This is a genomic window from Aeromonas sp. 604443, from assembly GCF_049170315.1.
Lineage (GTDB): Bacteria > Pseudomonadota > Gammaproteobacteria > Enterobacterales > Aeromonadaceae > Aeromonas > Aeromonas veronii_A.
This window is the reverse complement of record NZ_JAAKMI010000020.1, coordinates 34,278-57,252: the sequence shown is the minus strand read 5'-3', so window position 1 is coordinate 57,252 and position 22,975 is coordinate 34,278. Positions and strand designations below refer to the sequence as shown.

The following is a 22,975-nucleotide window of genomic DNA, read 5'->3' as shown; positions in this document are numbered from 1 at the left end:
TCGGTCACAGTCAGGGTGACCTTCTGGCCATCTTCCACGTTGCTGGTCGTGCCCTTGAGCTCGACCGCCTTGGCTTCATCCACCGACAGGTTGCCATCACCAATCGCCGCCAGGTCGATGCTCGGCAGGTCAGTATCCACTTCATAACCTTCGCTGTCGGTCGCGGTGGCGCTGTTGCCCGCCACGTCGGTGCTGGTCACGCTGGCATCGATGGTGCGGTCGCCATCGGCCGCCAGATCGCTGCCCGCCACCAGGATGGTGAAGCGGCCATCGGCAGCCACCTTGCCGGTGTATTCGGTGTTGTTGACGGTCAGGGTGACGGTGTCCCCTACCTTGAACTCGCCCGTCACGGTGCCGCTGACCGGGATCTGCTGACCCGCTTCAGCGGCGTTGATGACGTCGTCGGCGGTGATGTCGGCATCCAGGGTGATGGCCAGGTCAGGGGCCTTGCTATCAACACTGCCATCGTCGGTAGCGGTACCTGTGTTGCCAGACGGATCGGTGATGCTGGCCGTCACCTTATAGCTGCCTTCCGCCAGCGGAGTAGTGACATCTACGCTGTAACCACCACCCGGTTGCACGATGGCGGTCAACGTTTGTTGAGTGCCATTGGCATCGGTCACGACCAGAGTGACCGTGCTGCCAGCAGGTGCATCCGTAGTGCCCGTAATGGTCGGGGTGGTGTCATTGGTATTGTCAGGTGCATCAACAGTAATCACCGGAGCGGTTACATCCACACTGCCATCATCGGTCGCGGTGCCGGTGTTGCCGGCCGGATCGGTCACGGAAGCCGTCACCTGATAGCCCCCTTCGGCCAGCGGTGTGGCGACATCCACGGTGAAGGTGCCATTAGGTGTGACAATAGTGGTCAGGGTCTGCTGATTGCCGTTGGCATCGGTCACCACCAGGGTCACCGTGCTGCCAGCAGGCGCATCCGTGGTTCCGGTCAGGGTCGGAGTGGTGTCATTGGTATTGTCTGGCGCTACCACGGAGATGGTTGGAGGCGTAAGGTCAAATACCTCATCTTCTCCTGCAGCATCCAGCGGTGGCTCGCCATTGGTGTTGTAGGTGGTATCGAAGGTCGCTTCGGCAATGGTTGCGGAGCCGGTACGGTCGATGGTGACAAAACCGCCGTTGCCACTGGCTCCGGCGACACCACCAACCCCGCCACCACCGGCAGCAGGTGCACCGCCTGCGGCGGAGGCTTCAAAGGCCTGGGTCGGGTCAGCGCCACCCAAAATGGCTTCTTGCAGGGCACTGATATCATCGGGTGTGCCTGCGGCACTGTTTTGCGCCAGCTGGGGAGCATCTTCCTCTTCGGCAGGCTCACTCTGCTCGCTGGCAGGTTGCACATTGAAAGACTGTCCGCCGCCCATGAAACTGGCGCCATCCGGCGACATGATCACCGCCCCTTTCGGCAGCACATCCCCTTCCACCAGCAACTTGCGGCTACCATCTGCAGCCACCTGATAAACTTGACCTTTGAGCTGGGTGACGGTTACGCCCTGTTCCAGAGTAACGGAATTGGTAATCATGTTCTCTCCTGAATCCTGATTTGCATGCAAAAAGCCACAGCCTACTCTGCACAGAGAGAGAGCAAATAACCAGTTCGAAAATTCGAAAGAATAGACTGATTTGAGGCTGGACCGTTCAGCCAGACAGAAGGGTGATGAGGGGATTACCGAAAAATAAAAACTAAAATTATCAATATATTACATTATAATGGCAGGAGCATGACAAGGCATGCTCCTGTCCGGTTTAACCCTATGCACCGGCCCAGAGGATGATGGCCAGCAGTTGTGGCGAGATGATCCGCAAGAACATCACCAGCGGGTAGACAGTGGCGTATGAGAGCGCACTGGCACCACTGGTCGGGTGCATGGCGTTGGCAAAGGCCAATGCGGGAGGATCCGTCATGGAGCCAGCCAGCAAGCCACAGAGGGTGAGATAGTTCATCTTGCCATAGAGACGCGCCAGCACCCCGACCACCAGCAAGGGGATCAGGGTAATCGCTGCCCCATATAGCATCCAGGAGGGGCCATCACCGTTGATCAGGGTATCAACAAAGCCGGCCCCTGACTTGAAGCCAACCACCGCCAGAAACAGCACGATCCCGATCTCCCGCAGCGCGAGGTTGGCGCTGGGGGGCATGAACCAGTAGAGCTTGCCGATGCTGCCGATCCGCGACAGGATCAGCGCCACCACCAGCGGCCCCCCCGCCAGACCCAATTTGAGAGCGGCCGGGAATCCGGGCAGGTAGAAGGGGATGGAGCCGAGCAATACGCCGAGGCCAATCCCGATAAATACCGGCAACATCTGCACCTGTTGCAGTTTTTGTTGCACGTTGCCGACCACATTGGTCACGGCCTCGATGGCATCGAGACGACCTACCAGGTTGAGGATGTCACCAAACTGCAGACTGGTCTGGCTGGTCGGTACCAGCTCGATACCGGCCCGGTTGAGGCGCGAGATCACCACGTCATAGCGCTGTTTGATGTCAAGATCGCGGATCTTCTTGCCCAGCACCTGCTCGTTGGTCACCACGACCCGCTCCACCCTCAGGTCGGTACCGCGAGTCGATAGGGAGGTGTCGACCTCTTCACCCAGCACCAGCAACACCTTGTGCAGTGCATGGCGCTCACCAACCAGGTGCAGCAGGTCGCCCAGCTCGATACGGGAATCAGGGCGCGGCACCATCAGCTCGTCGCCACGCTTGAGGCGTGAGCAGATGACATCAGACTCGTCGAGACTCGGGATCTCGCTCAGCATCAAGCCATGCATGTTGGGGTTGCGTACCGCGATGTTGATGGTCTGCAAGCTCTCCTTGGTTTTACCTGTCTGCAACTCGAACTGGGCGGCTTCATCGTCGATCTTGATGCGAAAGAAGACCCTGACCAGCCACATGGTGAGCAAAATGCCGCAGATGCCGAATGGATAGGCCACTGCGTATCCCATCCCCATCAGCCCGGTTGAACCATGGGGAGCTCCCAGCTCCGCCAGGATCTGCTGACCCGCACCAAGAGATGGGGTATTGGTCACGGCACCGGAGAAGACCCCGAGGATCACCGGTAGCGGCACATCAAACAGTTGATGAAGTGCCGCCGCAACGATGCACCCCAGGATAACCAGCAAAGCAGCAAAGGCATTGAGCTTGAGTCCGGAGCTGCGCAATGACGAGAAAAAACCGGGGCCGACCTGAATGCCGATGGTATAGACAAACAGGATCAGGCCAAACTCTTGAATAAAATGGAGTGTTTGCTCATCGAGCGCCAGCTCTGACACCCCGGCAAAGTGACCCACTATGATGCCGCCGAACAGCACCCCACCGATCCCTAACCCAACGCCATAGACTCGCCAGTTTCCAAGCCAGAGTCCCAGCACTGCCACCAGCGACAACATGCTGATGGAAAGCGCGATTTCACTCATTTCGTGCATCCTTTGCGAATTGAACTGGCCCTAGCTTGTCAGCAAACGCTGATGCCAACTGTGTGATACCGCACGAATTTATCCTTTTACGCGCTAAAAATACCAATTAAGGGCTAGTTGCAAGACGTTAGGCGACGTAGCCGTAAATGGCCATAAAGTGACAAACGCTGCCACCCAGCACAAAGAGATGCCAGATGGCGTGGTTATAGGGGATCTGCTTGGCCACATAGAAGATGACCCCGAGGCTGTAGATAAGGCCGCCAAGCCCGAGCAGCAGCAGCCCCTCACCGGCCAGATGGATATAGAGCTGGTAGATGACCACCAGCGACAACCAGCCCAACATCAGGTAGGTAAAGAGCGACAACTTCTTGAAGCGGTTGATAAATACCAACTTGAACACCACGCCAGCCAGCGCCAGGGCCCAGATCACCACCATCAACCCCTTTGCCAGCGGCGTGTCGAGTGCAACCAGCAGGAAGGGAGTATAAGTACCGGCAATCAGCAGATAGATGGCACAGTGATCAAACACCTTGCACCAGCGTCTGGCCCGCCCTTCCGCCATGCAGTGGTAGAGGGTCGAGGCAAGATAGAGTAGCACCAGACTGCCGCCATAAAGGCTGTAGCTCACCAGCGCCTGCGTACCCTGCCCCCATCCCTTGATGAGCAACAGCACCAGCCCGACAATCCCCAGCAACAATCCCGCACCGTGACTCAGCCGGTTTGCCAGCTCCTCCCGGGGGGAGTAATCCATCACACCACTCATAACATCGACTCCACAATAACTGTGGCTCACTCTACCCAGCGCCATTTCGGAGTACAAGTGTTCGCTTAAAAAATGGAGTGGCTGTCACCCGCCCCCCTTTGGTGTATGCTCTGCCGCCGATGCCCGACAGAAGCGGCATAGACACCAACACCGGTGACCTGGTCTGGAGAACCTGATGACGTTGACTGAGCTGTTTACACATGCGGATCCCGCCTTTGGCGAGGCGATGAACACCTTGCTGGAGAGCTTCCACCACTCCGACGACAGTCAGGCTATCTACCAGCGCGACCAGTTCACCCACCAGCTCGCTCAATCCCGAATGCCTGCGGTCGGTCTCTCCATCGATGAGTATCTGGCGCGGCTGGCCACCCTGGTACCCGGCGCATCCCATCTCACCTCGCCACGCTACATGGGTCATATGACAGCACCATTGCCGGCCTTCACTGCCGAGCTGTCGCGCCTGCTGGTGATGCTCAACCAGAATCCGATGAAGATGGAGTCCTCCCGACTGCTCAGCTTTCTGGAGCGGGAGGTGCTGGCCAAGCTGCACCGCCTCATCTATGGCAGGGACGATGCTTTCTACGGCGAGCAGATGCATGCCAAGGATGCCGCCCTCGGCGTCATGACCAGCGGCGGCACCATCGCCAACGTCACGGCGCTGTGGCTAGCCCGCAACCGTGCCTGCGGCGACAACCTGTTCGCCCTCTATGAGCAGGGCTATCGCGGCGCCGTCATTCTGGGCTCCCGGCTGATGCACTACTCCTTCGACAAGGGGATGGATCTGTTGGGACTCGGCGCCCGCAGCGTCTGGCGCCTCGAGACCGACGAACAGAACCGGCTCAGTCTGGCCGCGCTGGAGCAGGCGCTGATCCAGAGCAAAGAGCAAAAATTGAAAGTACTGGCGCTGGTCGGCGTGGCGGGCAGCACAGACTTTGGCTCCATCGATCCCCTGCCGGAGCTGGCGGCCATCGCCGAACGCGAACAGATCCACTTCCACGTGGATGCTGCCTGGGGTGGCCCGACCCTCTTCTCCCCCCGCTATCAAACCCTGCTGGCCGGGATCGAGCGAGCCGATACCGTCACCCTGGATGGCCACAAACAACTGCTGGTGCCGCTCGGTACCGGTATGCTGCTCTGCCGCCAGCCCGACCTGATGATGGCGGTCAAGCGGGAGGCGCCCTATGCCATTCGCGCCACCTCGTTCGATCAGGGCCGCTTTACGCTGGAGGGCACCCGCCCGGCCAACGCCCTCTATCTGGACGCCGCCTTCCAGCTGTTTGGCCAGCAAGGCTATGCCGACCTGATCGAGGCCAACTACGACCGGGCCCGGCTGATGGCAGAGCTCATCGAAAGCGACCCCGCCTTCGAGCTGATGTCTGCTCCGGTGATGAACCTGCTCTCCTATCGCTGCATCCCGCCCCATCTGCAGGGCAAGGTGCTGGATGAAGCGGCCAATGCGCAGATCAACGACTTCAACGTAGCCCTGCAAAAAGCCCAGCGCGCCGAGGGGCACAGCTTTGTCTCCCGCACCCAGCGGGCCGTGGTGCGCTACGGTGCCCAGCCGCTTACCCTGCTGCGTGCCGTGCTGCTCAATCCCCTAATTGAAGAGCGCCATATCCACGACCTGCTGGCCGATCAGCAGCGACTGGGGCTCACCATTGCTCGCCAACTGTTTGGCGACAGCGCGGAACCGGCGTAAAAATGAGCGGTCTTATTCATTTGCCGTTGTCTGCTGTACAGGTAGACTGAGCGAAATTTGCAGGCCATTTTTGAGGACTAGGCGCCAACAATGAAGCAATTTATTGAATTTATTCCACTTATCGTTTTCTTCGCGGTCTACAAGTTCTACGACATCTACATGGCTACCGGCGCACTGGTGGTGGTCACCGGTCTGCAGCTCGCCTATAGCTGGATACGCTATCGCAAAGTCGAGAAGATGCAGCTCTTTACCTTCCTGCTGGTCGGCTTCTTCGGCGGCCTCACCGTCTTCTTCCACGATGACACCTTCATCAAGTGGAAAGTGACTGTCATCAACGTGCTGTTCGCACTGGGTCTGCTCATCAGCCGCTACGGCTTTGGCAAGAACCTGATCAAACAGATGTTGGCCAAGGAGCTGCAAGCACCCGATGCAGTCTGGGACAAGGTCAATCTCGGCTGGGTCGGCTTCTTTACCGTCTGTGGCCTGCTCAACCTCTACGTGGCGTTCAACCTGCCGCAAGAGATGTGGGTCAACTTCAAGGTGTTCGGCCTGCTGGGGATGACGCTGGTCTTTACCCTGCTGAGCGGCGCCTATCTCTATCGCCACATCCCTGCCGAGCAGTTGTCCCAGCAAAAAGACGAACCCAAAGAATAACCCTCATCAGAAAAGGATCCTCTCATGTGGTATCTCATCTACTCCGAAGATGTCCCCGATAGCCTGCCACTGCGCAAGCAAGTTCGCCCTGCCCATCTGGCTCGCCTGCAAGCCCTGCAGGATGAGGGTCGCCTGCTGACCGCCGGCCCCAACCCGGCTATCGACGCCGAGGATCCGGCCGATGCAGGCTTTACCGGCAGCACCGTCATCGCCGAGTTTGCCTCGCTGGCTGACGCCAAAGCCTGGGCCGATGCCGATCCCTATGTTGTAGCTGGCGTCTATGCCAAAGTGACCATCAAGCCGTTCAAGAAAGTCTTTTAAAACTGCGTCAAATACAAAGAGGCCGGAACGGATGTACAACCCGCTCCGGCCTCTTTTTATTGCGCGATGCTCAGCGCACCAACAAGGTCACGCTCTGGCGACAAACCAGGGATTGAGGATATCGGGCTTGTTGTAGGCAAGGGGTGAGCCATCGAGCTGGGTGACGCTGCCACCCGCCCCCTCCAGCACCGCCTGTGCAGCGCCGGTATCCCACTCGCAGGTAGGTGCGAGGCGCGGATAGAGCTCGGCGCCCCCCTCGGCAATGATGCAGAACTTCAGCGAACTGCCCATGGAAACCAGCTCGATCTCGCCAAAAGGAGCCAAGAAATCGAGGGTTTCCTGCGACAGGTGGTTGCGACTGCCCACCACTCGCCACGCCTCGCCTTCACGATGAGGCCGGGTCTGGATAGGCTCGCGCTTGCCATCGGCGATGCGCCAGGCACCGAGACCCTTTCCGCCATACCAGAGCTTGTCCAGCACAGGGGCATAGACCAGCCCCCAGCGCGGCGCCCCCCCTTCAATCAGCGCGATATTGACGGTGAACTCGCCGTTGCGGGAGACAAACTCCTTGGTGCCGTCGAGGGGATCCACCAGCCAGTAGCGGGACCAGCCGTGGCGTGCAGCCATCACCTCTGGCCCTGACTCCTCCGACAATACGGGAATATCCGGAGTCAGCCGCGCCAACCCCTGAACGATCACCTCATGAGCCCCCTTGTCGGCCGCGGTCAGCGGACTCTCGTCGCTCTTGTACTCCACAGCGAAGGGCTGGCTGTAGATGGCCATGATGGCCGCTCCCGCCGCACGGGCGACAGGTTCAAGTTCGGTGATATCGGGGTGGTACATAACAGGCTCGATCAGTGAGTGAGAAACCCAGTCTATCGCGTTTGTCATCAACCGCTTATAGCTGATTGCACTGGATTATATTGCCCCTGCTTCTCCTGCCCCTTGCCGCCATCGGCCGGTACCAGCAGCACTTCGATACCGGCATTGCGCAAACCGGAAAGGATATCGGCAGGCACGGCATCGTCGGTGATCAGGGTGTGAATACGCAGGGTATCGATGATCTTGTGCAGGCTGCGCCGGCCAAACTTGCTGGAGTCGGTGACCACCACAATCCGCTCGGCTACCTGACACATGCAGCGGTTGAGGCGCGCTTCGTCCTCATGATGGGTGCTGACGCCGCGCTCCAGATCGATGCCATCCACCCCGAGAAACAGCATGTCAAAGTGGTAGTTTTGCAGGGACTGCTCCGCTTGCGCACCGTAGAAGGAGAGCGACTTGCGGCGCAGATGTCCGCCCGTCATCAGCAGCTCCACCCCTTCTGCTTCGAGCAGTTCATTCGCCACATTCATGCCGTTGGTCATCACCAGGATCTCCTGATGTCCCTTCAGATGTCGCGCTACCTCCAGTGTTGTCGTCCCCGAATCGAGGATAAGGCGACAACCTGAGGGCACCAGGGTCGCCGCCAGCGCGCCTATCCGCTGTTTCACGGGAGTATTGAGCACACTCTTGTCGGCAATGGTGCGCTCCGGCACCGTCTGACCCGGCTCGCACAACAGGGCGCCACCGTAGGCACGCACGGCCACCCCCTGCTTCTCCAGAAAGGCCAGATCGTTGCGGATGGTCACGGTAGAGACCTGATAGTGACTCGCCAACTCGTTGACCTGAACGCTGCCATTGCTGCGCAGCTGCTGAATAATCCGCTCCCGCCGCTCGCTGGTTCCGAGCGCACCTTTTTCGCTTGTTTGCATAGTTCTTCTGCCGGAATGCTGTAGTGAAAGATCGCTTTCACTTCGTTACGTTTGCATATTAACGCTCAGCGAAGGTGCCAAATCAAGCCTTCATTACGCTTTACCACCACTCTCATCATCTTTCCCCACCATTCAAAATCTTTCGATACCTTTCTTTTTGTGATCCCTTTCAAGATCTGACGACTCTTTTGTTTCGTTTTCTTTTCCTCCCCACTACCGTAAAGAAAAGAAATCGAAAGAACATTTCCATCCGCAGCAACCAAGGAACATCAAAATGAAATCCATGCTGGCACTGGTCGAAAGACATAAACAGGGAGAACAGACCGGGATCTACGCCGTCTGCTCCGCTCACCCGCTGGTGCTGGAGGCCGCGCTACGGCTGGCCGCCGAAGGGGATGAGCTGCTGCTGGTCGAGGCCACATCCAATCAGGTGGATCAGTTTGGCGGCTATACCGGCATGACCCCCGCCGACTTTCGCGATCGCCTCTACGAGCTGGCGGCACAGTGTCACTTTCCGGCGCAGCGCCTCATTTTGGGGGGCGACCATCTGGGCCCCAACCGCTGGCAGGGGGAACCGGCCGAGCAGGCCATGGCCCATGCCGGAGATCTCATCGCCAGCTATGTCGCTGCCGGGTTCAAGAAGATCCACCTCGACTGCAGCATGTCCTGTCAGGGTGATCCCGTTCCCCTGACCGATGAGCTGGTCGCTGAAAGGGCGGCACGGTTGGCGCAGATCGCCGAGCAAACCTGTCTGGCCACTTTTGGCGAGAGCGATCTGGTCTATGTGATTGGCACCGAGGTGCCGGTGCCGGGCGGTGCCCATGAAGATCTTGCCGAGCTGGCGGTCACCACGCCGGAGGCGGCACGCCACACCCTCGAGGCCCATCAACAGGCCTTCAACAAGGCGGGGCTGGCCCATATCTGGCCCAGAGTGATCGGTCTGGTGGTGCAACCCGGCGTCGAGTTTGACCATACCCGCGTCATCGATTACCGGCCCGAAAAAGCGGCGCCCCTTAGCCGGATGATCGAAGCCTATCCCCACATGGTGTTCGAAGCCCACTCCACCGATTACCAGACTCCCGAGGCCTACCGCCAGCTGGTACGCGACCACTTTGCCATTCTCAAAGTCGGCCCCGCCCTCACCTTCGCCCTGCGCGAAGCGTTGTTTGCCCTCGCCGCCATCGAGGAGGAGCTGGTGGTGGCCAAGGCCTGTTCAGGTCTGCGCAAGGTGATGGAAGAGACCATGCTGGAGCGCCCCGACTTCTGGCGCAGCCACTACCAGGGCAGTGCCAACGAGTGCCGGCTGGCCCGTGGCTACAGCTATTCGGATCGCATTCGCTACTACTGGCCCGATAGCCGGGTCGATGAGTGCTACGCCAGATTGCTGGCCAATCTGGCGGCGGAGCCCATCCCGCTCCCCCTGCTGAGCCAGCATCTGCCCCTGCAGTATCGCAAGGTGCGTCAGGGCACGCTCTCGGCCAATCCCCATGACCTCATTCTCGATCAGGTGCAGGAGGTGCTGCGGCACTACGCCAGCGCCTGCACTGCGGCCTCTCGCCGCCATTCCCAGCTCGACCCTGTTGTATAAGGAGTTGCAGACATGATCCTTGGTTATTCAGAAGAGATATTGCGCAGTGCCAATGGCCTGGCGACTGCCCGTGAAATTCGCCAGCAACCCGCCACCTGGCGCGAGACCCTCGCCATGGTCGAGGAGTGCCGTCCAGCATTGACCCGTTTTCTGACCCCCCTGCTCGCCCGGCAAGAGCTGCGCATCATCCTGACCGGGGCAGGCACCTCCGCCTTTGCCGGTCGGGCGCTCGCCCCCTATCTCTCGGCCCACCTGCATGCCCGGGTCGAGGCGATCGCCACCACGGATATCGTCACCGACCCGGCCGAGTATCTGGCCGAAGATTGCCCGACCCTGCTTATCTCCTTTGCCCGCTCCGGCAACAGCCCCGAGAGCGTGGCGGCGGTCGAACTGGCCAGTCAGCTGCTCAGCCACTGCCACCATCTGGTGCTGACCTGCAACGGTGAAGGGGCGCTCTATCGCCGCTGCCAGCAAGATGCCCACTCTCTGGCCCTGCTGATGCCACCCCAGACCAATGATCGCAGCTTCGCCATGACCAGCAGCCTGACCAGCATGATGCTGAGCTGTCTGGCTCTCTTTCTGCCAGAGCAGTTCAACCGCCAGCGCTGCGAGCAGCTGGTCACCACCAGTGACGCCATTCTGGAGCAGGTTGTGCAGCGCGTACCGGCCTGGAACGAGCCGTTGCCCGAACGGGTCATCTATCTTGGCAGCGGTAGTCTGCAAGGGGTGGCGCAGGAGGCGGCCCTCAAACTGCTGGAGCTGACCGCAGGCCGTCTGGTCGCCATGTTCGACTCTCCCACCGGTTTTCGCCACGGCCCGAAATCGGTCGTCAACGAGCAGACGCTCATCGTGCTGCTCATCTCCAACGACCCTTACACCCGGCAATACGATCTGGATCTGCTGCGCGAGCTGCGAAGCGATGACAAGGCCGCCCGGGTGGTCGCCATCGCCGACCAGCGCCATCCCGCCATCGAGGAGGGGGAGTACATCTATTTGCCCGCCACCCTGCATGGCGACGATGCCCAGCTCGCCTTCTGCTACCTGCTCTATGCCCAGTACTACGCCTTCCATACCTCGCTGGGACTGGGGATCAGCCCGGACAATCCCTGCCCCACCGGTCAGGTCAACCGGGTCGTACAGGGGGTCAATATCTATCCGTTCCACCAAGAAGGAGTGCTGTGATGCCCAATATCGTATTGAGCCGGATCGATGAGCGTCTGATCCACGGTCAGGTCGGCGTCCAGTGGGTCGGCTTTGCCGGTGCCAATCTGGTGCTGGTCGCCAACGACGAGGTGGCAGAGGACCCCATCCAGCAGAACCTGATGGAGATGGTGCTGGCCGAAGGCATTGCGGTGCGGTTCTGGCCGCTCCAGAAGGTGATCGACAACATCCACAAGGCGGCAGATCGCCAGAAGATCCTGCTGGTCTGCAAAAACCCGACCGATTTCAACACCCTGGTTCAGGGAGGTGTCCCCATCTCCCGGATCAACGTCGGCAACATGCATTACGCCGACGGCAAGCGTCAAATCCACAAGACCGTATCCGTGGACGAACAGGACATCACCGCATTTCGCGCCCTGCGGGACGCCCGTGTCGAGTGCTATGTCCAGGGCGTGCCGACCGAACCGGCACAGGACATTTTCAATTTGCTCTGATTAAGGACAATTGTGATGGAAATCAGTTTGTTACAAGGTCTGCTGCTTGGCATCCTGGCGTTCTTCGCCGGACTCGACCTGTTCAACGGTCTGACCCACTTCCACCGTCCCGTGGTGCTGGGGCCGCTGGTTGGCCTCATCCTCGGCGACCTGCCTACCGGTATTCTGGTGGGCGGTACTCTGGAGCTGGTCTGGATGGGGTTGGCCCCGCTGGCGGGGGCGCAACCGCCCAACGTCATTATCGGCACCATAGTCGGCGCCACCTTCGCCATCACCACCGGGGTCAAGCCGGATGTGGCGGTAGGGGTTGCCGTTCCCTTCGCCGTTGCCGTGCAGATGGGGATCACCTTCCTCTTCTCGGTGATGTCGGGGGTGATGTCCCGCTGCGATCGCATGGCCGAAGCGGCTGACGTGCGCGGTATCGAGCGGGTCAACTACCTGGCACTGCTGGCGCTGGGCACTTTCTACTTCCTCTGTGCCTTCCTGCCCACCTACTTCGGGGCCGAACATGCCAAGGCGGCCATCGACGTGCTACCTGCCCGCCTCATCGACGGCCTCGGCGTTGCTGGCGGCATCATGCCCGCCATCGGTTTTGCCGTGCTGCTCAAGATCATGATGAAGAACGTCTATATCCCCTACTTCATCCTCGGTTTCGTCGCTGCCGCCTGGCTCCAGTTGCCGGTTCTGGCCATCGCCGCCGCCGCGCTGGCCATGGCCCTGATCGACTTCATGCGTACCACCACCCCGCAAGCTCGTCCTGTTCAGGAGGAAACCGAAGATGGCATCTAACAACACAGCTGCGCGGATCATCTCCAGCGCCGAACCGCACAATACCCGGCCACAATCCGACGACACCTATGAAGATCAGCAGCTTGGCGCCGAGCTGACCAAGCAGGATATCAACCGCTTTGCCTGGCGCTCCCTGCTGCTGCAGGCCTCCTTCAACTATGAGCGGATGCAGGCCTCCGGCTGGCTCTATGGGTTGCTGCCGGCACTGCAGAAGATCCACACCAATCCGCGGGATCTCTCCCGGGCCATGAAAGGGCACATGGGTTTCTTCAACACCCACCCCTTCCTGGTCACCTTCGTGATGGGGATCGTGCTGGCGATGGAGCGCTCCAAGCAGAACGTCAACAGCATCCAGAGCACCAAGATTGCCGTTGGTGCACCGCTCGGCGGGATCGGCGATGCCATGTTCTGGCTCACCCTGCTCCCCATCTGTGGCGGCATAGGGGCAGATCTGGCGCTGCAGGGCTCCATCATGGGTGCCGTGGTCTTCTTCCTGCTGTTCAACGTGGTCCACTTCGGCCTGCGTTTTGGTCTGGCGCACTACGCCTACCGCATGGGGGTAGCGGCGATTCCGGTCATCAAGGCCAATACCCGCAAGGTGGGGCATGCTGCCTCCATCGTCGGTATGACGGTGATCGGCGCGCTGGTCGCCACCTACGTGCGTCTTGGCACCACGCTGGAGATCACTGCCGGTGATGCAGTCGTCAAACTGCAGGCTGACGTGCTCGACAAGCTGATGCCCGCCTTCCTGCCGCTGCTCTACACCCTGGCGATGTACGCCCTGATCCGCAAAGGCTGGAGCCCGCTGCGCCTCATCGTCATCACGGTGGTACTCGGTATCGTCGGCAAATTCGCCGGTTTCCTCTAATCCGGAGCCGGCAGCAAGCCGGCCCCCTTTGCAGTAAAGGAACAGACTATGTTGGGCATCATCATTTGTGGTCATGGCGGTTTCGCCAGCGGTCTGGAGCGCGCCATGCTGCAGATCCTCGGCGAACAGGAAGCGGTTATCGCCATCGACTTTCCCGAGAGCTCCACCACCGCCCTGCTGCAGGCGCAGTGCGAAGCGGCACTGACTGAGGTCGACAAGGGGGATGGCGTGGTCTTCCTGACCGACCTGCTCGGTGGCACCCCGTTTCGGGTCGCCTCTACCCTCTCACTGCACCAGCCAGAGCGGGAGGTCATTACCGGTACCAACCTGCAACTGCTGCTGGAGATGGCGCTGGAACGCGATGGCCTCAGTGCCCGTGAATTCCGCCGGCAGGCCCTTGATTGCGGCCACCGGGGGCTCACCTCGCTGGCGGATGAGATGTGCAAAGAGCGTCAGACAGATGCCGCTCTCGTCGAGGAGGGCATCTGATGGCCTCACGGATCCGTGCCCGTCGCCTGCTGACCGAACAGGGTTGGCTGGAACATCAGGAGCTGACCCATGAAGGGGGCATCATCACCGCCATCGCTCCCATCACGGATGGCGATCCGGCGCGGGATGTCGATCTGCTGGTGCCTGCGCTGATCGATGGTCATGTCCACGGCGGTGCCGGTGTCGATGTCATGGATAGCGAGGACAATGCCTTGGCAACCTTGTCGATGGCCAAGGCGACAGAAGGGGTCGGCGCTTTTCTTGCCACCACGGTCACCGCCCCACTCCCCGAGATAGAGCAAGCTCTTGCCCGCATTGCCGATGGCGTTGCCCGTGGCATGCCGGGCGCAGAGCTGCTCGGCTGCTATCTGGAAGGGCCCTACTTCACACCGGACAACAAGGGCGCCCACGATCAGGCGCTGTTTCGGGAGCTGGATATTGCCGAGCTGAACCACCTGCAACAGCTGGCGCGCGGCACCCTGAAGGTGGTCGCGCTGGCACCGGAAAAGCCCAACGCCATCGCGTCCATTCACCATCTTGCCGCAAACGGCGTGCGGGTAATGCTGGGCCACTCGGCGGCGGATCACAATACCACCATGGCGGCGCTGGCAGCGGGCGCCTCCGGGCTGGTGCACTGCTTCAATGGCATGCGCGGCCTGCACCACCGCGAACCCGGCATGGTCGGTGCAGGTCTTGTCCATCCCGCAGCCTGGCTGGAGCTGATCGCCGATGGCCATCATCTCCACCCGAGCGTGCTCAAGCTCTGTCACTGCTGCGCCGGCCAGCGCCTGCTCTTGATCACCGATGCGATGCGCGCCGCCGGTATGCCCGACGGTCACTATCTGCTTGGCAACTATCGGGTCGAGATGAAGAACGGTGTGGTACGCACCGAAACCGGCGGTCTGGCGGGCAGCACTCTCACCCTGCTTGGCGCCGTACGCAACATGGTGCAGCTGGCGGATGTGCCGCTCGATGAGGCCATCACAATGGCCTCGCTGGCACCCGCAAAGATGCTCGGCATTGCCGATCGCCTCGGTTCACTGGCAGTTGGCAAACAGGCCAATCTGCTCGCCCTCACCACTGAACTCAATCAACAACACATCTGGGTGGCTGGCCGGGAGATAAATCCGACCAACCTTTCCTCCCTTTTCTCAGGATCTCGCGTCAATCAGGACGCTCAGGAGTCACTATGTATCTGATCTCTTCCCATGAAATGCTCAAAGATGCCCAGCGCCGTGGCTACGCCGTACCGGCTTTCAACATCCACAACCTGGAAACCGTGCAGGTGGTGGCTCGCACCGCCGCTCGCATGCGCTCTCCGGTGATCCTGGCTGGCACCCCGGGCACCTATCGCCATGCCGGGGTCGAATATCTGGTCTCCATCTGTCAGGCAGCTGCTCATGAGTACCGCATCCCGCTGGTGCTGCATCTGGATCACCACGAAGACGAGCAGGACATCCACAACAAGGTCGAAGCGGGCATTCGCTCGGCCATGATCGATGCCTCGCACTTTCCGTTTGAAGAGAACATCGAGAAAGTACGCAGTGTGGTCACTTTCTGCCATCGCATGGGCGCCAGCGTTGAAGCGGAACTGGGCCAGCTGGGTGGTCAGGAAGATGACCTCATTGTCGATGCCGCAAATGCCAAATTTACCGATCCGCTGAAGGCTGCCGAGTTTGTCCGCCGTACCGGTATCGACTCGCTGGCCGTGGCCATCGGTACCGCACACGGCCTCTACAAGGAGGAGCCCCGTCTGGACTTTGCACGCCTCGCCGCCATTCGCGAGCAGGTAGATATTCCGCTGGTGCTGCACGGCGCCTCCGGCGTACCGGAGGCCGATGTGCGCCGCTGCATCGAACTCGGGATCTGCAAGGTCAACGTTGCGACCGAACTGAAGATAGCCTTCGCCGATGCAATGAAAGCCTTCCTTGGCTCTCATCCGGATGCCAGCGACCCGCGCCAGTATCTGGTACCCGCCATGGCCGCCATGGAGGAAGTTGTCGAGGCGAAAATCCGTATGTGCATGAGTAATAACAAGATTTGATAACAATAAAATTACGGTAACAGGTCTGGGAGATAATAATGATGGCTCGCGCATCCTTGCGAAATAAGGTATGGGAATTTGCCCAGAGTTTGGGGAAAACATTCATGTTTCCCGTCTCTTTGATGGCATTCATGGGACTACTGCTGGGGGTGGGGTCATCCATTACCAGCCCCTCCACCATAGATAATTTTCCTTTTCTTGGTGGAGAATATACCCAGCTCGTCTTCAATCTGGTGGCAACCGTAGGCAGCTTCGGCTTCACCTATCTGCCCATCATGTTTGCCATCGGTATTCCGATGGGATTGACCGAAAAGAACAAGGGTGTCGCGGCCTATTCCGGTTTCGTCGGCTATATGGCGATGAATATCGGGATCAACTTCTATCTCGCCAGTACCAGCCAACTGGCTTCGCCGGAAAATATCAAACTGGCGGGGCAAGCCATGGTGATGGGGGTTCAGACCCTCTCCATGGGTGTGCTGGGTGGCATAGTGTCGGGGATCGTAACCTACTTCATCCATCGCCGTTTTTATAACCTCAAACTGCACGACGCCTTCTCGTTCTTCAGCGGCCTGCGCTCCGTGCCCATCATCACCGTGCTGGTCATGTCGCTGATAGGTCTCGCCATGCCGCTCTTCTGGCACTATGTGGCGCTCGGTATTACTGCGGTCGGCAACATGATCATCTCTGCCGGCTCTTTTGGTGCCTTCCTCTACGGAGTGGCCATCAACCTGCTCAAACCGCTCGGTCTGCACCACATCATGCTGGCCATGGTGCGCTTTACCCCGGCAGGCGGTACCGAGCTGGTCAATGGCGAAACCATTTCCGGCGCGCTCAATATCTTCTTCGCCCAGTTGAAAGCGGGTGAACCTATCAGCCCGGCAGCAACCGCCTTCCTGTCGCAAGGGTTTATGCCGACCTTTATATTCGGTCTGCCTGCTGCAGCGTTGGCCATGTATATGGCAGCCACGCCCGGCAATCGAACCAGAATCAAGAGCCTGATTATCTCCGGGGTACTGGTCTCTATCGTGACCGGTATTTCCGAGCCCATCGAATTCCTGTTCCTGTTTGTCGCGCCGGTACTCTATCTGTTCCATGTCTTTATGACCGGCGCCGCGCTCTTTGTGGTGGCCATGTGTGGCGTCACCATCGGCAATACCGATGGCAGTGCACTCGACCTGCTTATTTTCGGCATCATGCAGGGCTGGCAAACCAAGTGGTATCTGATAATTCCCATTGGCCTTATCTGGTCTGCCATCTATTTCACCGTCTTCTACTGGTACATCAAGAAATATGACATCAAGACCCCCGGCAGGGATGAGGTCGATGATATCCAGATTGCGAAACACGACCCGGCCGTGATCCTGAGTGCCCTCGGTGGCAAGGAGAATATCGTCAGCCTGGACAACTGCGTCACACGGCTGAGACTGGTGGTACACGATATGGGCAAGCTGCAGGAGAAGATCCTGAAACAGGCTGGCGCCCTCTCCGTCGTCAAGATCGACGAGCACAGCGTGCAGGTCATCATTGGCGCTCAGGTTCAAACCGTGAAGGATAATCTCGATGCTCTCCTGTAAAGATCGGGAGGCCCTGCGCCTCCCAACCCCCTCTGCCGACTTGCAATCCTCCCGTTTCGACGAGCTGGCAGATCGCATCAGCGACAAATGCCGCAAGTGGGATATGAAAGTGATCGAGAGCCGCTTTGGCCCCGTTCCCGCCGACAGCATTCCCATGTGGATTGCCGATATGGATTTCAAATCGCCGCCGGCTGTGGCTCGCAAGTTCAGCGAAATCATCAGCTGGGGCACCTTCAGCTACACCCACTGCATCGATGATTTCTACGAGGCGGTCATCAACTTCCAGGCCCGCCACCACAAGGTCGCGGTGGAACGGGAGTGGATCACCCTCTCCTATGGTACCGTCTCCACCCTGCACTACACGGTGCAGGCATTCTGCCAGCCGGGTGACAGCATCATCATGAACACCCCTGTCTATGATCCCTTTGCCAAGGCGGCCGAAAGGCAGGGGGTCAAGGTTGTCGCCAACCCGTTAGCCCTGAACAAAGGACGATACCGGATCGATCTGGCGAAGCTGGAGGAGCAGATCATTAGCCACAAGCCCAAAATCTATTTTCTCTGCTCGCCCCATAACCCGTCGGGCAGGATCTGGAGTCAGGCCGAGCTGGAAGCCGTTGCCGACATCTGCCTGCGCCATCAGGTGTTGATGATGGTCGATGAAGTGCATGCAGAGCACATCATCCATGGCGAGTTCGTCTCCTTTCTGGCACTGGAGGAGCGTTACTGCAACAACATGATGCTGATGAGCTCGCCCAACAAGGCATTCAATCTGGGCGGATTGAAAACCTCCTACAGCATCATTCCAAATCCGCAGATAAGAAACCGCTTCAGAGCGCGCCTTGAGCAGAACTCCATCACCTCTCCCAATGTGTTCGGGCTCTGGGGAATTATCACCGCCTATAACGAGTGCGATGCATGGCTGGCCGAATTGAATCTCTATCTGAGAGAGAACTACGCCCTGCTGGCGCGCTACTTCAGGGAGAATCTGCCCGACTTCCAAGTCATGCCGATGGATGCCTCCTATCTGGTCTGGGTCAATACCAAAGGGAGCGGAATGAGCGCAAGCGAGGTGACCCTCAGGTGGGCAGTCGAAGCGGGGGTCATCATCGAAGATGGCTCCCACTACGTCAGCGATGGCGAAGAGTATGTGCGGATCAACATAGGCACCTCCCGCCAGCTGCTCGGCGAGGCGCTGCAACGTCTGGGAAGATGGGCGCAGCAGCAGGTCTGACGACTGCGATATTCCCATCGGCAGAAACAACAAAAGGGATGCCATGGAGTCCCTATTGTTTCATATGGCCACTGTGCGTTGCCAGTACCCGAAGCATCAGATCCCCTGACGAGCTTCCTGCATCAGCAGGCGCATGTCGCTCACGGCTTTGGCCAAACCATCGAAGGCGGCGCGGCCGATGATGGCGTGGCCGATGTTGAGCTCATAGAGCTCGGGGATGGCGGCGATGGCCTTGACGTTGTGGTAGTGCAGGCCGTGACCGGCATTGACCTTCAAGCCCTTGCCAGCGGCATAGGAGGCGCCGGCGGCGATACGCTTGAACTCGGCGTTGCGCTCAGCATCGGTGGTGGCATCGGCGTAACGGCCGGTATGGATCTCGATAAAGGGGGCGCCACTCTCGGCAGCCGCATCGATCTGGATGGGATCGGCGTCGATAAAGAGGGATACCTGGGCACCCACAGCAGAGAGGCGGGCAACGGCGTCAGTCACCTTGTCCAGCTGACCGGCCACGTCCAGACCGCCCTCGGTGGTCACTTCGGTGCGCTTCTCCGGCACCAGACAGACGAAGTGGGGCTTGATACGGCAGGCGATGCCGATCATCTCTTCGGTCACCGCCATCTCCAGGTTCATTCTGGTCTGGATAGTCTGGCGCAGGATCTCCACATCGCGATCGGTGATGTGGCGGCGATCTTCACGCAGATGCACGGTAATGCCATCGGCCCCTGCCTGTTCTGCCACAAAAGCGGCCTGTACCGGATCCGGATACTGGGTGCCACGGGCGTTGCGCAGAGTCGCGATATGGTCGATGTTCACACCCAGATAGATTTCACTCATTGAGAACTCCTTGAAAGGCTTCATCTGTTGACTGCGCGGTCAGCGAATCACACCGCGCCAATATCCGTATGTCTGTAATCTGTGCAGCCTTGCATACTGGCTTTGCGTTTTAAAAACAGCTCCCGGCTCTTTAGCTGACGTTTGCCCAGATAGGGTTGCAGTGCCAGTCGGCTGAAACGTTTGGCCGCCTGCAGCAAGGGAGGGGAATCGAAACGTCCCTCGGCAAAGGCGAGCAGGTGGGCACCGAGAAACAGGGTACGGGGATCCGGCGCCCGCTCGCAAGCAACAAAGCCCAATTCACGCTCGAAGCCATAGAGCAAGGTCGGCTCGATGGGCGACTCGTCGTCCGCCGTGTATTCGAAATCCACCGCATAGCCGAGCGCCTGCAACAGCAGGAACTCGAAGCGGCGCAGCGGCAGCTCCGGCGTCTCGCCATCGGCCAGCGCCATGATGGCACGGGCATAGGCATCGAACACTTCGGGGAACGGGGTGTGCGCTTCCAGCAGGTAGTAGACCAGCTCGTTGAGATAGAGGCCGTAGAAGAGGCGATCGCCGCCGAGTCGCAGGGAGTGATCCGGGCATTCGACCTGGGTGAGGTTCTTGAGATCGCCCTTGCCGCGCCAAGCGATGGTGAGCAGGGTAAAGGGTTGCAGCAGCCCCTTGAGAGGGGAGCGTGGCCCGCGAGAACCGCGAGCCACCAGGGTAAATCGGCCACTATCCTGGGTGAAGACCTCGACCAGCTGGCTGGTCTCCCGATAGGGCCGACTGTGGATGACGAAAGCCGGGGTCAGCAATCAGTCGTCACCATACCCGAGGCTACGCAGGGCGCGCTCATCATCAGCCCAGCCCGACTTGACCTTGACCCACAGCTCGAGGTGCACCTTGTTCTGGAACAGACGCTCCATATCGAGGCGCGCCTCGGTGCCGATGGTCTTGATCTTCTCACCCTTGTTGCCGATGACCATCTTCTTCTGGCCATCGCGCTCGACCAGGATCAGGCCGTGGATGTGGTAGAGACCGTTCTCTTCCACCTTGAAGCGCTCGATCTCCACCGTCACCGAGTAGGGCAGCTCCTCGCCGGTGAAGCGCATCAGCTTCTCGCGGATGATTTCGGAGGCCATAAAGCGGGAGGAGCGGTCAGTCACGTAATCTTCCGGGAAGAAGTGGACGTTTTCCGGCAGCAGATCCTTGGCCCACTCGCGGATCTTCTCCACGTTGGTGCCCTTTTCGGCACTGATGGGCAGAATATGGGCAAAGTTCATCTGTTGGCCCAGCCACTCGAGGTGGGGCAGCAGATCTTCTTTCTCTTTGACGTTGTCAATCTTGTTGACCGCCAGCACCACCGGGCACTTGAGATTGCGCAGCTTGCCCAGCACCATCTCGTCGTCTTTGGTCCAGTGGGTACCGTCGACCATGAACACCACCATGGCCACATCCCCCAGCGAACTGGTGGCGGCACGGTTCATCAGGCGGTTGATGGCCCGTTTCTCTTCAATGTGCAGACCCGGGGTATCTACATAGATGGTCTGGTAGTTATCCTCTGTGTCGATCCCCAAAATCCGGTGACGGGTGGTCTGGGGTTTCTTCGAGGTAATGCTGACCTTCTGGCCAAGCAGCTTGTTGAGCAGGGTGGACTTGCCCACGTTCGGGCGGCCCACGATGGCGACAAAGCCGCAGTAGGTAGTATCTGTCATGACAGTTTTTCCAATGCTTGCTGCGCCGCGGCCTGTTCGGCCTTGCGACGGCTGGTGCCGACCCCGACGAGAGGACCATCCAGACCTTCCACGTCACACTGGACAGTGAACTCCTGATTGTGGGCCTCGCCCTTGACGTTGGTCACGGTGTAGGTCGGCAGGGATTTGCGGCTTCCCTGCAAAATTTCTTGCAGACGGGTCTTGGGATCTTTCTGCTCGATGCCCGGCTTGATCTCTTCCAGGCGGCTGGCATACCAGCTCAGCAGCAGTGTCCGCACCGTCTCAAGATTGGTATCCAGATAGACGGCACCGATCACCGCCTCGACCGTATCGGCCAGAATGGATTCGCGGCGAAAACCGCCGCTCTTGAGTTCGCCGGGGCCGAGGATCAGGTGATCACCAAGGTCAAACTCCCGGCCCAGTTCGGCCAGGGTCTTCTCACGCACCAGGGTGGCGCGCATCCGGCTGAGATCCCCTTCCGCCGCTTGCGGGAAGCGGTGGAAGAGATCGTCGGCAATCACCAGACTCAAAATCGAGTCACCCAGAAATTCCAGTCGTTCATTGTGACGGGAACCGGCGCTGCGGTGAGTCAGCGCCCGGGTCAGCAGTTCCAGATCCGCAAAGACATGCCCGAGACGGGACTGCAGTCTGTTCATCTTGATATTCATTTACTTGATTCCGCCAATGCGGTTGAAGCGCACACCTGTCGGTACCCAACTTGGCAGCAGGGAGCCTTCTTCGCGCTCGAATTCAAAACTTATCCAGATAGCGACCGCCTTGCCGACCAGATTCTGCTCGGGCACAAAGCCCCAGAAGCGGCTGTCGGTGCTGTTGTCGCGGTTGTCGCCCATCACGAAATACTGGCCTTCCGGTACCACCCACTCGTCGGGGTAGGTGCCGGGCTGGCGATAGTAACGGCCAACCATGTCGGGCATCAGCGGATTGCGCAGGGTCTCGTGGGAGACATCACCCAACTGCTCGGTATAGCGGTCAAGGGGGATCCCCATCTGGGTAAATTCGCCTCTTTGTTCAAACTTGACGTCGAGCTTCTTGAAGCCCGGGCACGTTTTCCCTTCCTGCTCCTCGCACTTGGGCCGAATCATCAGCTCCTTGTTGCGATAGATAACCCGATCACCCGGCATACCGACCACCCGCTTGATGTAGTCAACGCGCGGTTCAAGGGGATACTTGAACACCACCACGTCGCCACGCTTGGGCTCGCCAGTCTCGAGGAACTTGGTGTTGGTCACCGGGTCCCGCAGACCATAGGCAAATTTTTCCACCAGGATGAAGTCGCCCACCAGCAGGGTGGGCATCATGGAACCTGACGGGATCTGGAACGGTTCAAAAATGAACGAACGCAGGATCAGCACAAAGGTGATGACCGGGAAGACCCCGGCGGTCTGTTCAATCCAGACCGGCACAGGGGCGACCTTGGCCAGGGTCTTCTCATCCAGGTGGGCACCGCCATGGGCACGAGCCACGGCAATCTTGGCGGCGCGCTGCTTGGACCAAATCATCTTGTCCAGACACCATATAACACCGGTGATCGCGCAGACCACCACCAGGATCAGGGAAAACGTGCTTGCCATCTA

The 22,975-nt window shown here is 59.4% G+C and carries 23 protein-coding genes; 13 read left to right on the top strand and 10 right to left on the bottom strand.

The features are described from left to right. The 3 genes from G5380_RS19660 to trhA all read right to left on the bottom strand — a co-directional run. Nucleotides 1–1,535: retention module-containing protein (locus G5380_RS19660; RefSeq protein ID WP_421210068.1), on the bottom strand; the 1,535-nt coding region annotated here is incomplete at its 3' end. Nucleotides 1,536–1,764: 229 nt separating this feature from the next. Continuing rightward, nucleotides 1,765–3,426: a putative transporter gene (locus G5380_RS19655; RefSeq protein ID WP_216952965.1), complete on the bottom strand. Its 1,662-nt coding sequence runs from the start codon at nt 3,424–3,426 to the stop codon at nt 1,765–1,767. A 127-nt stretch (nt 3,427–3,553) separates the two neighbouring features. Further along, nucleotides 3,554–4,189, bottom strand: a complete 636-nt coding sequence (gene trhA / locus G5380_RS19650) for a PAQR family membrane homeostasis protein TrhA (protein WP_421210070.1) — start codon at nt 4,187–4,189, stop codon at nt 3,554–3,556. A 175-nt stretch (nt 4,190–4,364) separates the two neighbouring features. Between trhA and G5380_RS19645 the strand changes: the two genes are divergently transcribed. From G5380_RS19645 to G5380_RS19635, 3 genes are all read left to right on the top strand, one after another. Next, nucleotides 4,365–5,888, top strand: coding sequence for an aminotransferase class V-fold PLP-dependent enzyme (locus tag G5380_RS19645; RefSeq protein ID WP_421353046.1), 1,524 nt, complete (start codon nt 4,365–4,367; stop codon nt 5,886–5,888). A gap of 90 nt (nt 5,889–5,978) precedes the next feature. Then, complete coding sequence (locus G5380_RS19640; protein ID WP_421353045.1) at nt 5,979–6,542, top strand: septation protein A; 564 nt, start codon at nt 5,979–5,981, stop codon at nt 6,540–6,542. A gap of 24 nt (nt 6,543–6,566) precedes the next feature. Beyond that, nucleotides 6,567–6,863: a YciI family protein gene (locus G5380_RS19635; RefSeq protein WP_265061416.1), complete on the top strand. Its 297-nt coding sequence runs from the start codon at nt 6,567–6,569 to the stop codon at nt 6,861–6,863. Between the two features lie 87 nt (nt 6,864–6,950). Here G5380_RS19635 and cysQ read toward each other — a convergent pair whose 3' ends face one another. Both cysQ and G5380_RS19625 read right to left on the bottom strand, forming a co-directional pair. Continuing rightward, nucleotides 6,951–7,706 carry a 3'(2'),5'-bisphosphate nucleotidase CysQ gene (gene cysQ / locus G5380_RS19630; RefSeq protein WP_421260601.1) on the bottom strand — a complete coding sequence of 252 codons (756 nt, stop codon included), beginning with the start codon at nt 7,704–7,706 and terminating at the stop codon, nt 6,951–6,953. Nucleotides 7,707–7,753: 47 nt separating this feature from the next. Beyond that, on the bottom strand, nt 7,754–8,614 hold the full coding sequence (locus tag G5380_RS19625) for a DeoR family transcriptional regulator (protein WP_421313517.1): 861 nt from the start codon (nt 8,612–8,614) through the stop codon (nt 7,754–7,756). A 274-nt stretch (nt 8,615–8,888) separates the two neighbouring features. On the opposite strand from G5380_RS19625, the gene kbaZ reads away from it, so the two are divergent. From kbaZ to G5380_RS19575, 10 genes are all read left to right on the top strand, one after another. Further along, nucleotides 8,889–10,202, top strand: coding sequence for a tagatose-bisphosphate aldolase subunit KbaZ (gene kbaZ / locus G5380_RS19620; protein ID WP_216994711.1), 1,314 nt, complete (start codon nt 8,889–8,891; stop codon nt 10,200–10,202). A 12-nt stretch (nt 10,203–10,214) separates the two neighbouring features. Beyond that, on the top strand, nt 10,215–11,384 hold the full coding sequence (locus G5380_RS19615) for an SIS domain-containing protein (protein ID WP_421353044.1): 1,170 nt from the start codon (nt 10,215–10,217) through the stop codon (nt 11,382–11,384). Further along, on the top strand, nt 11,384–11,857 hold the full coding sequence (agaV, locus tag G5380_RS19610; protein ID WP_005335358.1) for a PTS N-acetylgalactosamine transporter subunit IIB: 474 nt from the start codon (nt 11,384–11,386) through the stop codon (nt 11,855–11,857). The genes G5380_RS19615 and agaV overlap by 1 nt, the downstream gene beginning before the upstream one ends. Before the next feature lie 15 nt (nt 11,858–11,872). Then, nucleotides 11,873–12,646, top strand: a complete 774-nt coding sequence (agaW, locus tag G5380_RS19605) for a PTS N-acetylgalactosamine transporter subunit IIC (protein WP_005354369.1) — start codon at nt 11,873–11,875, stop codon at nt 12,644–12,646. After that, on the top strand, nt 12,636–13,514 hold the full coding sequence (agaE, locus tag G5380_RS19600; RefSeq protein ID WP_005354370.1) for a PTS N-acetylgalactosamine transporter subunit IID: 879 nt from the start codon (nt 12,636–12,638) through the stop codon (nt 13,512–13,514). Before agaW ends, agaE begins: the two co-directional genes overlap by 11 nt. A 48-nt stretch (nt 13,515–13,562) precedes the next feature. Next, the gene (gene agaF, locus G5380_RS19595) at nt 13,563–14,003 is read left to right on the top strand and encodes a PTS galactosamine/N-acetylgalactosamine transporter subunit IIA (RefSeq protein ID WP_421353043.1); all 441 of its coding nucleotides are present in this window, start codon (nt 13,563–13,565) and stop codon (nt 14,001–14,003) included. Further along, a complete protein-coding gene (nagA, locus tag G5380_RS19590; protein WP_421353042.1) occupies nt 14,003–15,202 on the top strand; it encodes an N-acetylglucosamine-6-phosphate deacetylase in 1,200 nt (399 codons plus the stop codon). Before agaF ends, nagA begins: the two co-directional genes overlap by 1 nt. Next, nucleotides 15,193–16,047: a tagatose bisphosphate family class II aldolase gene (locus G5380_RS19585; RefSeq protein ID WP_421210083.1), complete on the top strand. Its 855-nt coding sequence runs from the start codon at nt 15,193–15,195 to the stop codon at nt 16,045–16,047. Before nagA ends, G5380_RS19585 begins: the two co-directional genes overlap by 10 nt. Nucleotides 16,048–16,151: 104 nt before the next feature. Further along, nucleotides 16,152–17,621, top strand: coding sequence for a maltose/glucose-specific PTS transporter subunit IIBC (gene malX / locus G5380_RS19580; protein WP_232354435.1), 1,470 nt, complete (start codon nt 16,152–16,154; stop codon nt 17,619–17,621). Beyond that, nucleotides 17,608–18,852 (top strand): MalY/PatB family protein, encoded by a 1,245-nt coding sequence (locus tag G5380_RS19575; RefSeq protein ID WP_421210085.1) that lies wholly within the window; start codon nt 17,608–17,610, stop codon nt 18,850–18,852. Before malX ends, G5380_RS19575 begins: the two co-directional genes overlap by 14 nt. A 96-nt stretch (nt 18,853–18,948) precedes the next feature. On the opposite strand, the gene pdxJ is transcribed toward G5380_RS19575, so the two are convergent. Genes pdxJ through lepB form a run of 5 tightly spaced genes read right to left on the bottom strand, consistent with a single transcriptional unit; the run spans nt 18,949 to nt 22,972 of the window. Further along, nucleotides 18,949–19,686: a pyridoxine 5'-phosphate synthase gene (gene pdxJ, locus G5380_RS19570; RefSeq protein WP_005335389.1), complete on the bottom strand. Its 738-nt coding sequence runs from the start codon at nt 19,684–19,686 to the stop codon at nt 18,949–18,951. 47 nt (nt 19,687–19,733) lie between these two features. Then, entirely contained in the window at nt 19,734–20,480 is a 747-nt protein-coding gene (gene recO / locus G5380_RS19565) for a DNA repair protein RecO (RefSeq protein ID WP_421353041.1), read from the bottom strand. Continuing rightward, nucleotides 20,481–21,380 carry a GTPase Era gene (era, locus tag G5380_RS19560; RefSeq protein ID WP_005335393.1) on the bottom strand — a complete coding sequence of 300 codons (900 nt, stop codon included), beginning with the start codon at nt 21,378–21,380 and terminating at the stop codon, nt 20,481–20,483. It lies immediately after the preceding gene. Continuing rightward, nucleotides 21,377–22,048, bottom strand: a complete 672-nt coding sequence (rnc, locus tag G5380_RS19555; RefSeq protein WP_005335394.1) for a ribonuclease III — start codon at nt 22,046–22,048, stop codon at nt 21,377–21,379. Before rnc ends, era begins: the two co-directional genes overlap by 4 nt. Further along, complete coding sequence (lepB, locus tag G5380_RS19550) at nt 22,049–22,972, bottom strand: signal peptidase I (RefSeq protein WP_005335395.1); 924 nt, start codon at nt 22,970–22,972, stop codon at nt 22,049–22,051. It lies immediately after the preceding gene. Nucleotides 22,973–22,975 lie beyond the last annotated feature (3 nt).

Coding starts and splice junctions, on each gene's coding strand:
- pdxJ (WP_005335389.1), bottom strand. CDS start 19,686: ATGAGTGAAATCTATCTGGGTGTGAACATCGACCATATCGCGACTCTG.
- G5380_RS19625 (WP_421313517.1), bottom strand. CDS start 8,614: ATGCAAACAAGCGAAAAAGGTGCGCTCGGAACCAGCGAGCGGCGGGAG.
- G5380_RS19645 (WP_421353046.1), top strand. CDS start 4,365: ATGACGTTGACTGAGCTGTTTACACATGCGGATCCCGCCTTTGGCGAG.
- malX (WP_232354435.1), top strand. CDS start 16,152: ATGTTTCCCGTCTCTTTGATGGCATTCATGGGACTACTGCTGGGGGTG.
- G5380_RS19655 (WP_216952965.1), bottom strand. CDS start 3,426: ATGAGTGAAATCGCGCTTTCCATCAGCATGTTGTCGCTGGTGGCAGTG.
- agaV (WP_005335358.1), top strand. CDS start 11,384: ATGCCCAATATCGTATTGAGCCGGATCGATGAGCGTCTGATCCACGGT.
- agaF (WP_421353043.1), top strand. CDS start 13,563: ATGTTGGGCATCATCATTTGTGGTCATGGCGGTTTCGCCAGCGGTCTG.
- G5380_RS19585 (WP_421210083.1), top strand. CDS start 15,193: ATGTATCTGATCTCTTCCCATGAAATGCTCAAAGATGCCCAGCGCCGT.
- G5380_RS19615 (WP_421353044.1), top strand. CDS start 10,215: ATGATCCTTGGTTATTCAGAAGAGATATTGCGCAGTGCCAATGGCCTG.
- agaW (WP_005354369.1), top strand. CDS start 11,873: ATGGAAATCAGTTTGTTACAAGGTCTGCTGCTTGGCATCCTGGCGTTC.
- era (WP_005335393.1), bottom strand. CDS start 21,380: ATGACAGATACTACCTACTGCGGCTTTGTCGCCATCGTGGGCCGCCCG.
- G5380_RS19635 (WP_265061416.1), top strand. CDS start 6,567: ATGTGGTATCTCATCTACTCCGAAGATGTCCCCGATAGCCTGCCACTG.
- agaE (WP_005354370.1), top strand. CDS start 12,636: ATGGCATCTAACAACACAGCTGCGCGGATCATCTCCAGCGCCGAACCG.
- G5380_RS19575 (WP_421210085.1), top strand. CDS start 17,608: ATGCTCTCCTGTAAAGATCGGGAGGCCCTGCGCCTCCCAACCCCCTCT.
- lepB (WP_005335395.1), bottom strand. CDS start 22,972: ATGGCAAGCACGTTTTCCCTGATCCTGGTGGTGGTCTGCGCGATCACC.
- nagA (WP_421353042.1), top strand. CDS start 14,003: ATGGCCTCACGGATCCGTGCCCGTCGCCTGCTGACCGAACAGGGTTGG.
- rnc (WP_005335394.1), bottom strand. CDS start 22,048: ATGAATATCAAGATGAACAGACTGCAGTCCCGTCTCGGGCATGTCTTT.
- kbaZ (WP_216994711.1), top strand. CDS start 8,889: ATGAAATCCATGCTGGCACTGGTCGAAAGACATAAACAGGGAGAACAG.
- G5380_RS19640 (WP_421353045.1), top strand. CDS start 5,979: ATGAAGCAATTTATTGAATTTATTCCACTTATCGTTTTCTTCGCGGTC.
- trhA (WP_421210070.1), bottom strand. CDS start 4,189: ATGAGTGGTGTGATGGATTACTCCCCCCGGGAGGAGCTGGCAAACCGG.
- cysQ (WP_421260601.1), bottom strand. CDS start 7,706: ATGTACCACCCCGATATCACCGAACTTGAACCTGTCGCCCGTGCGGCG.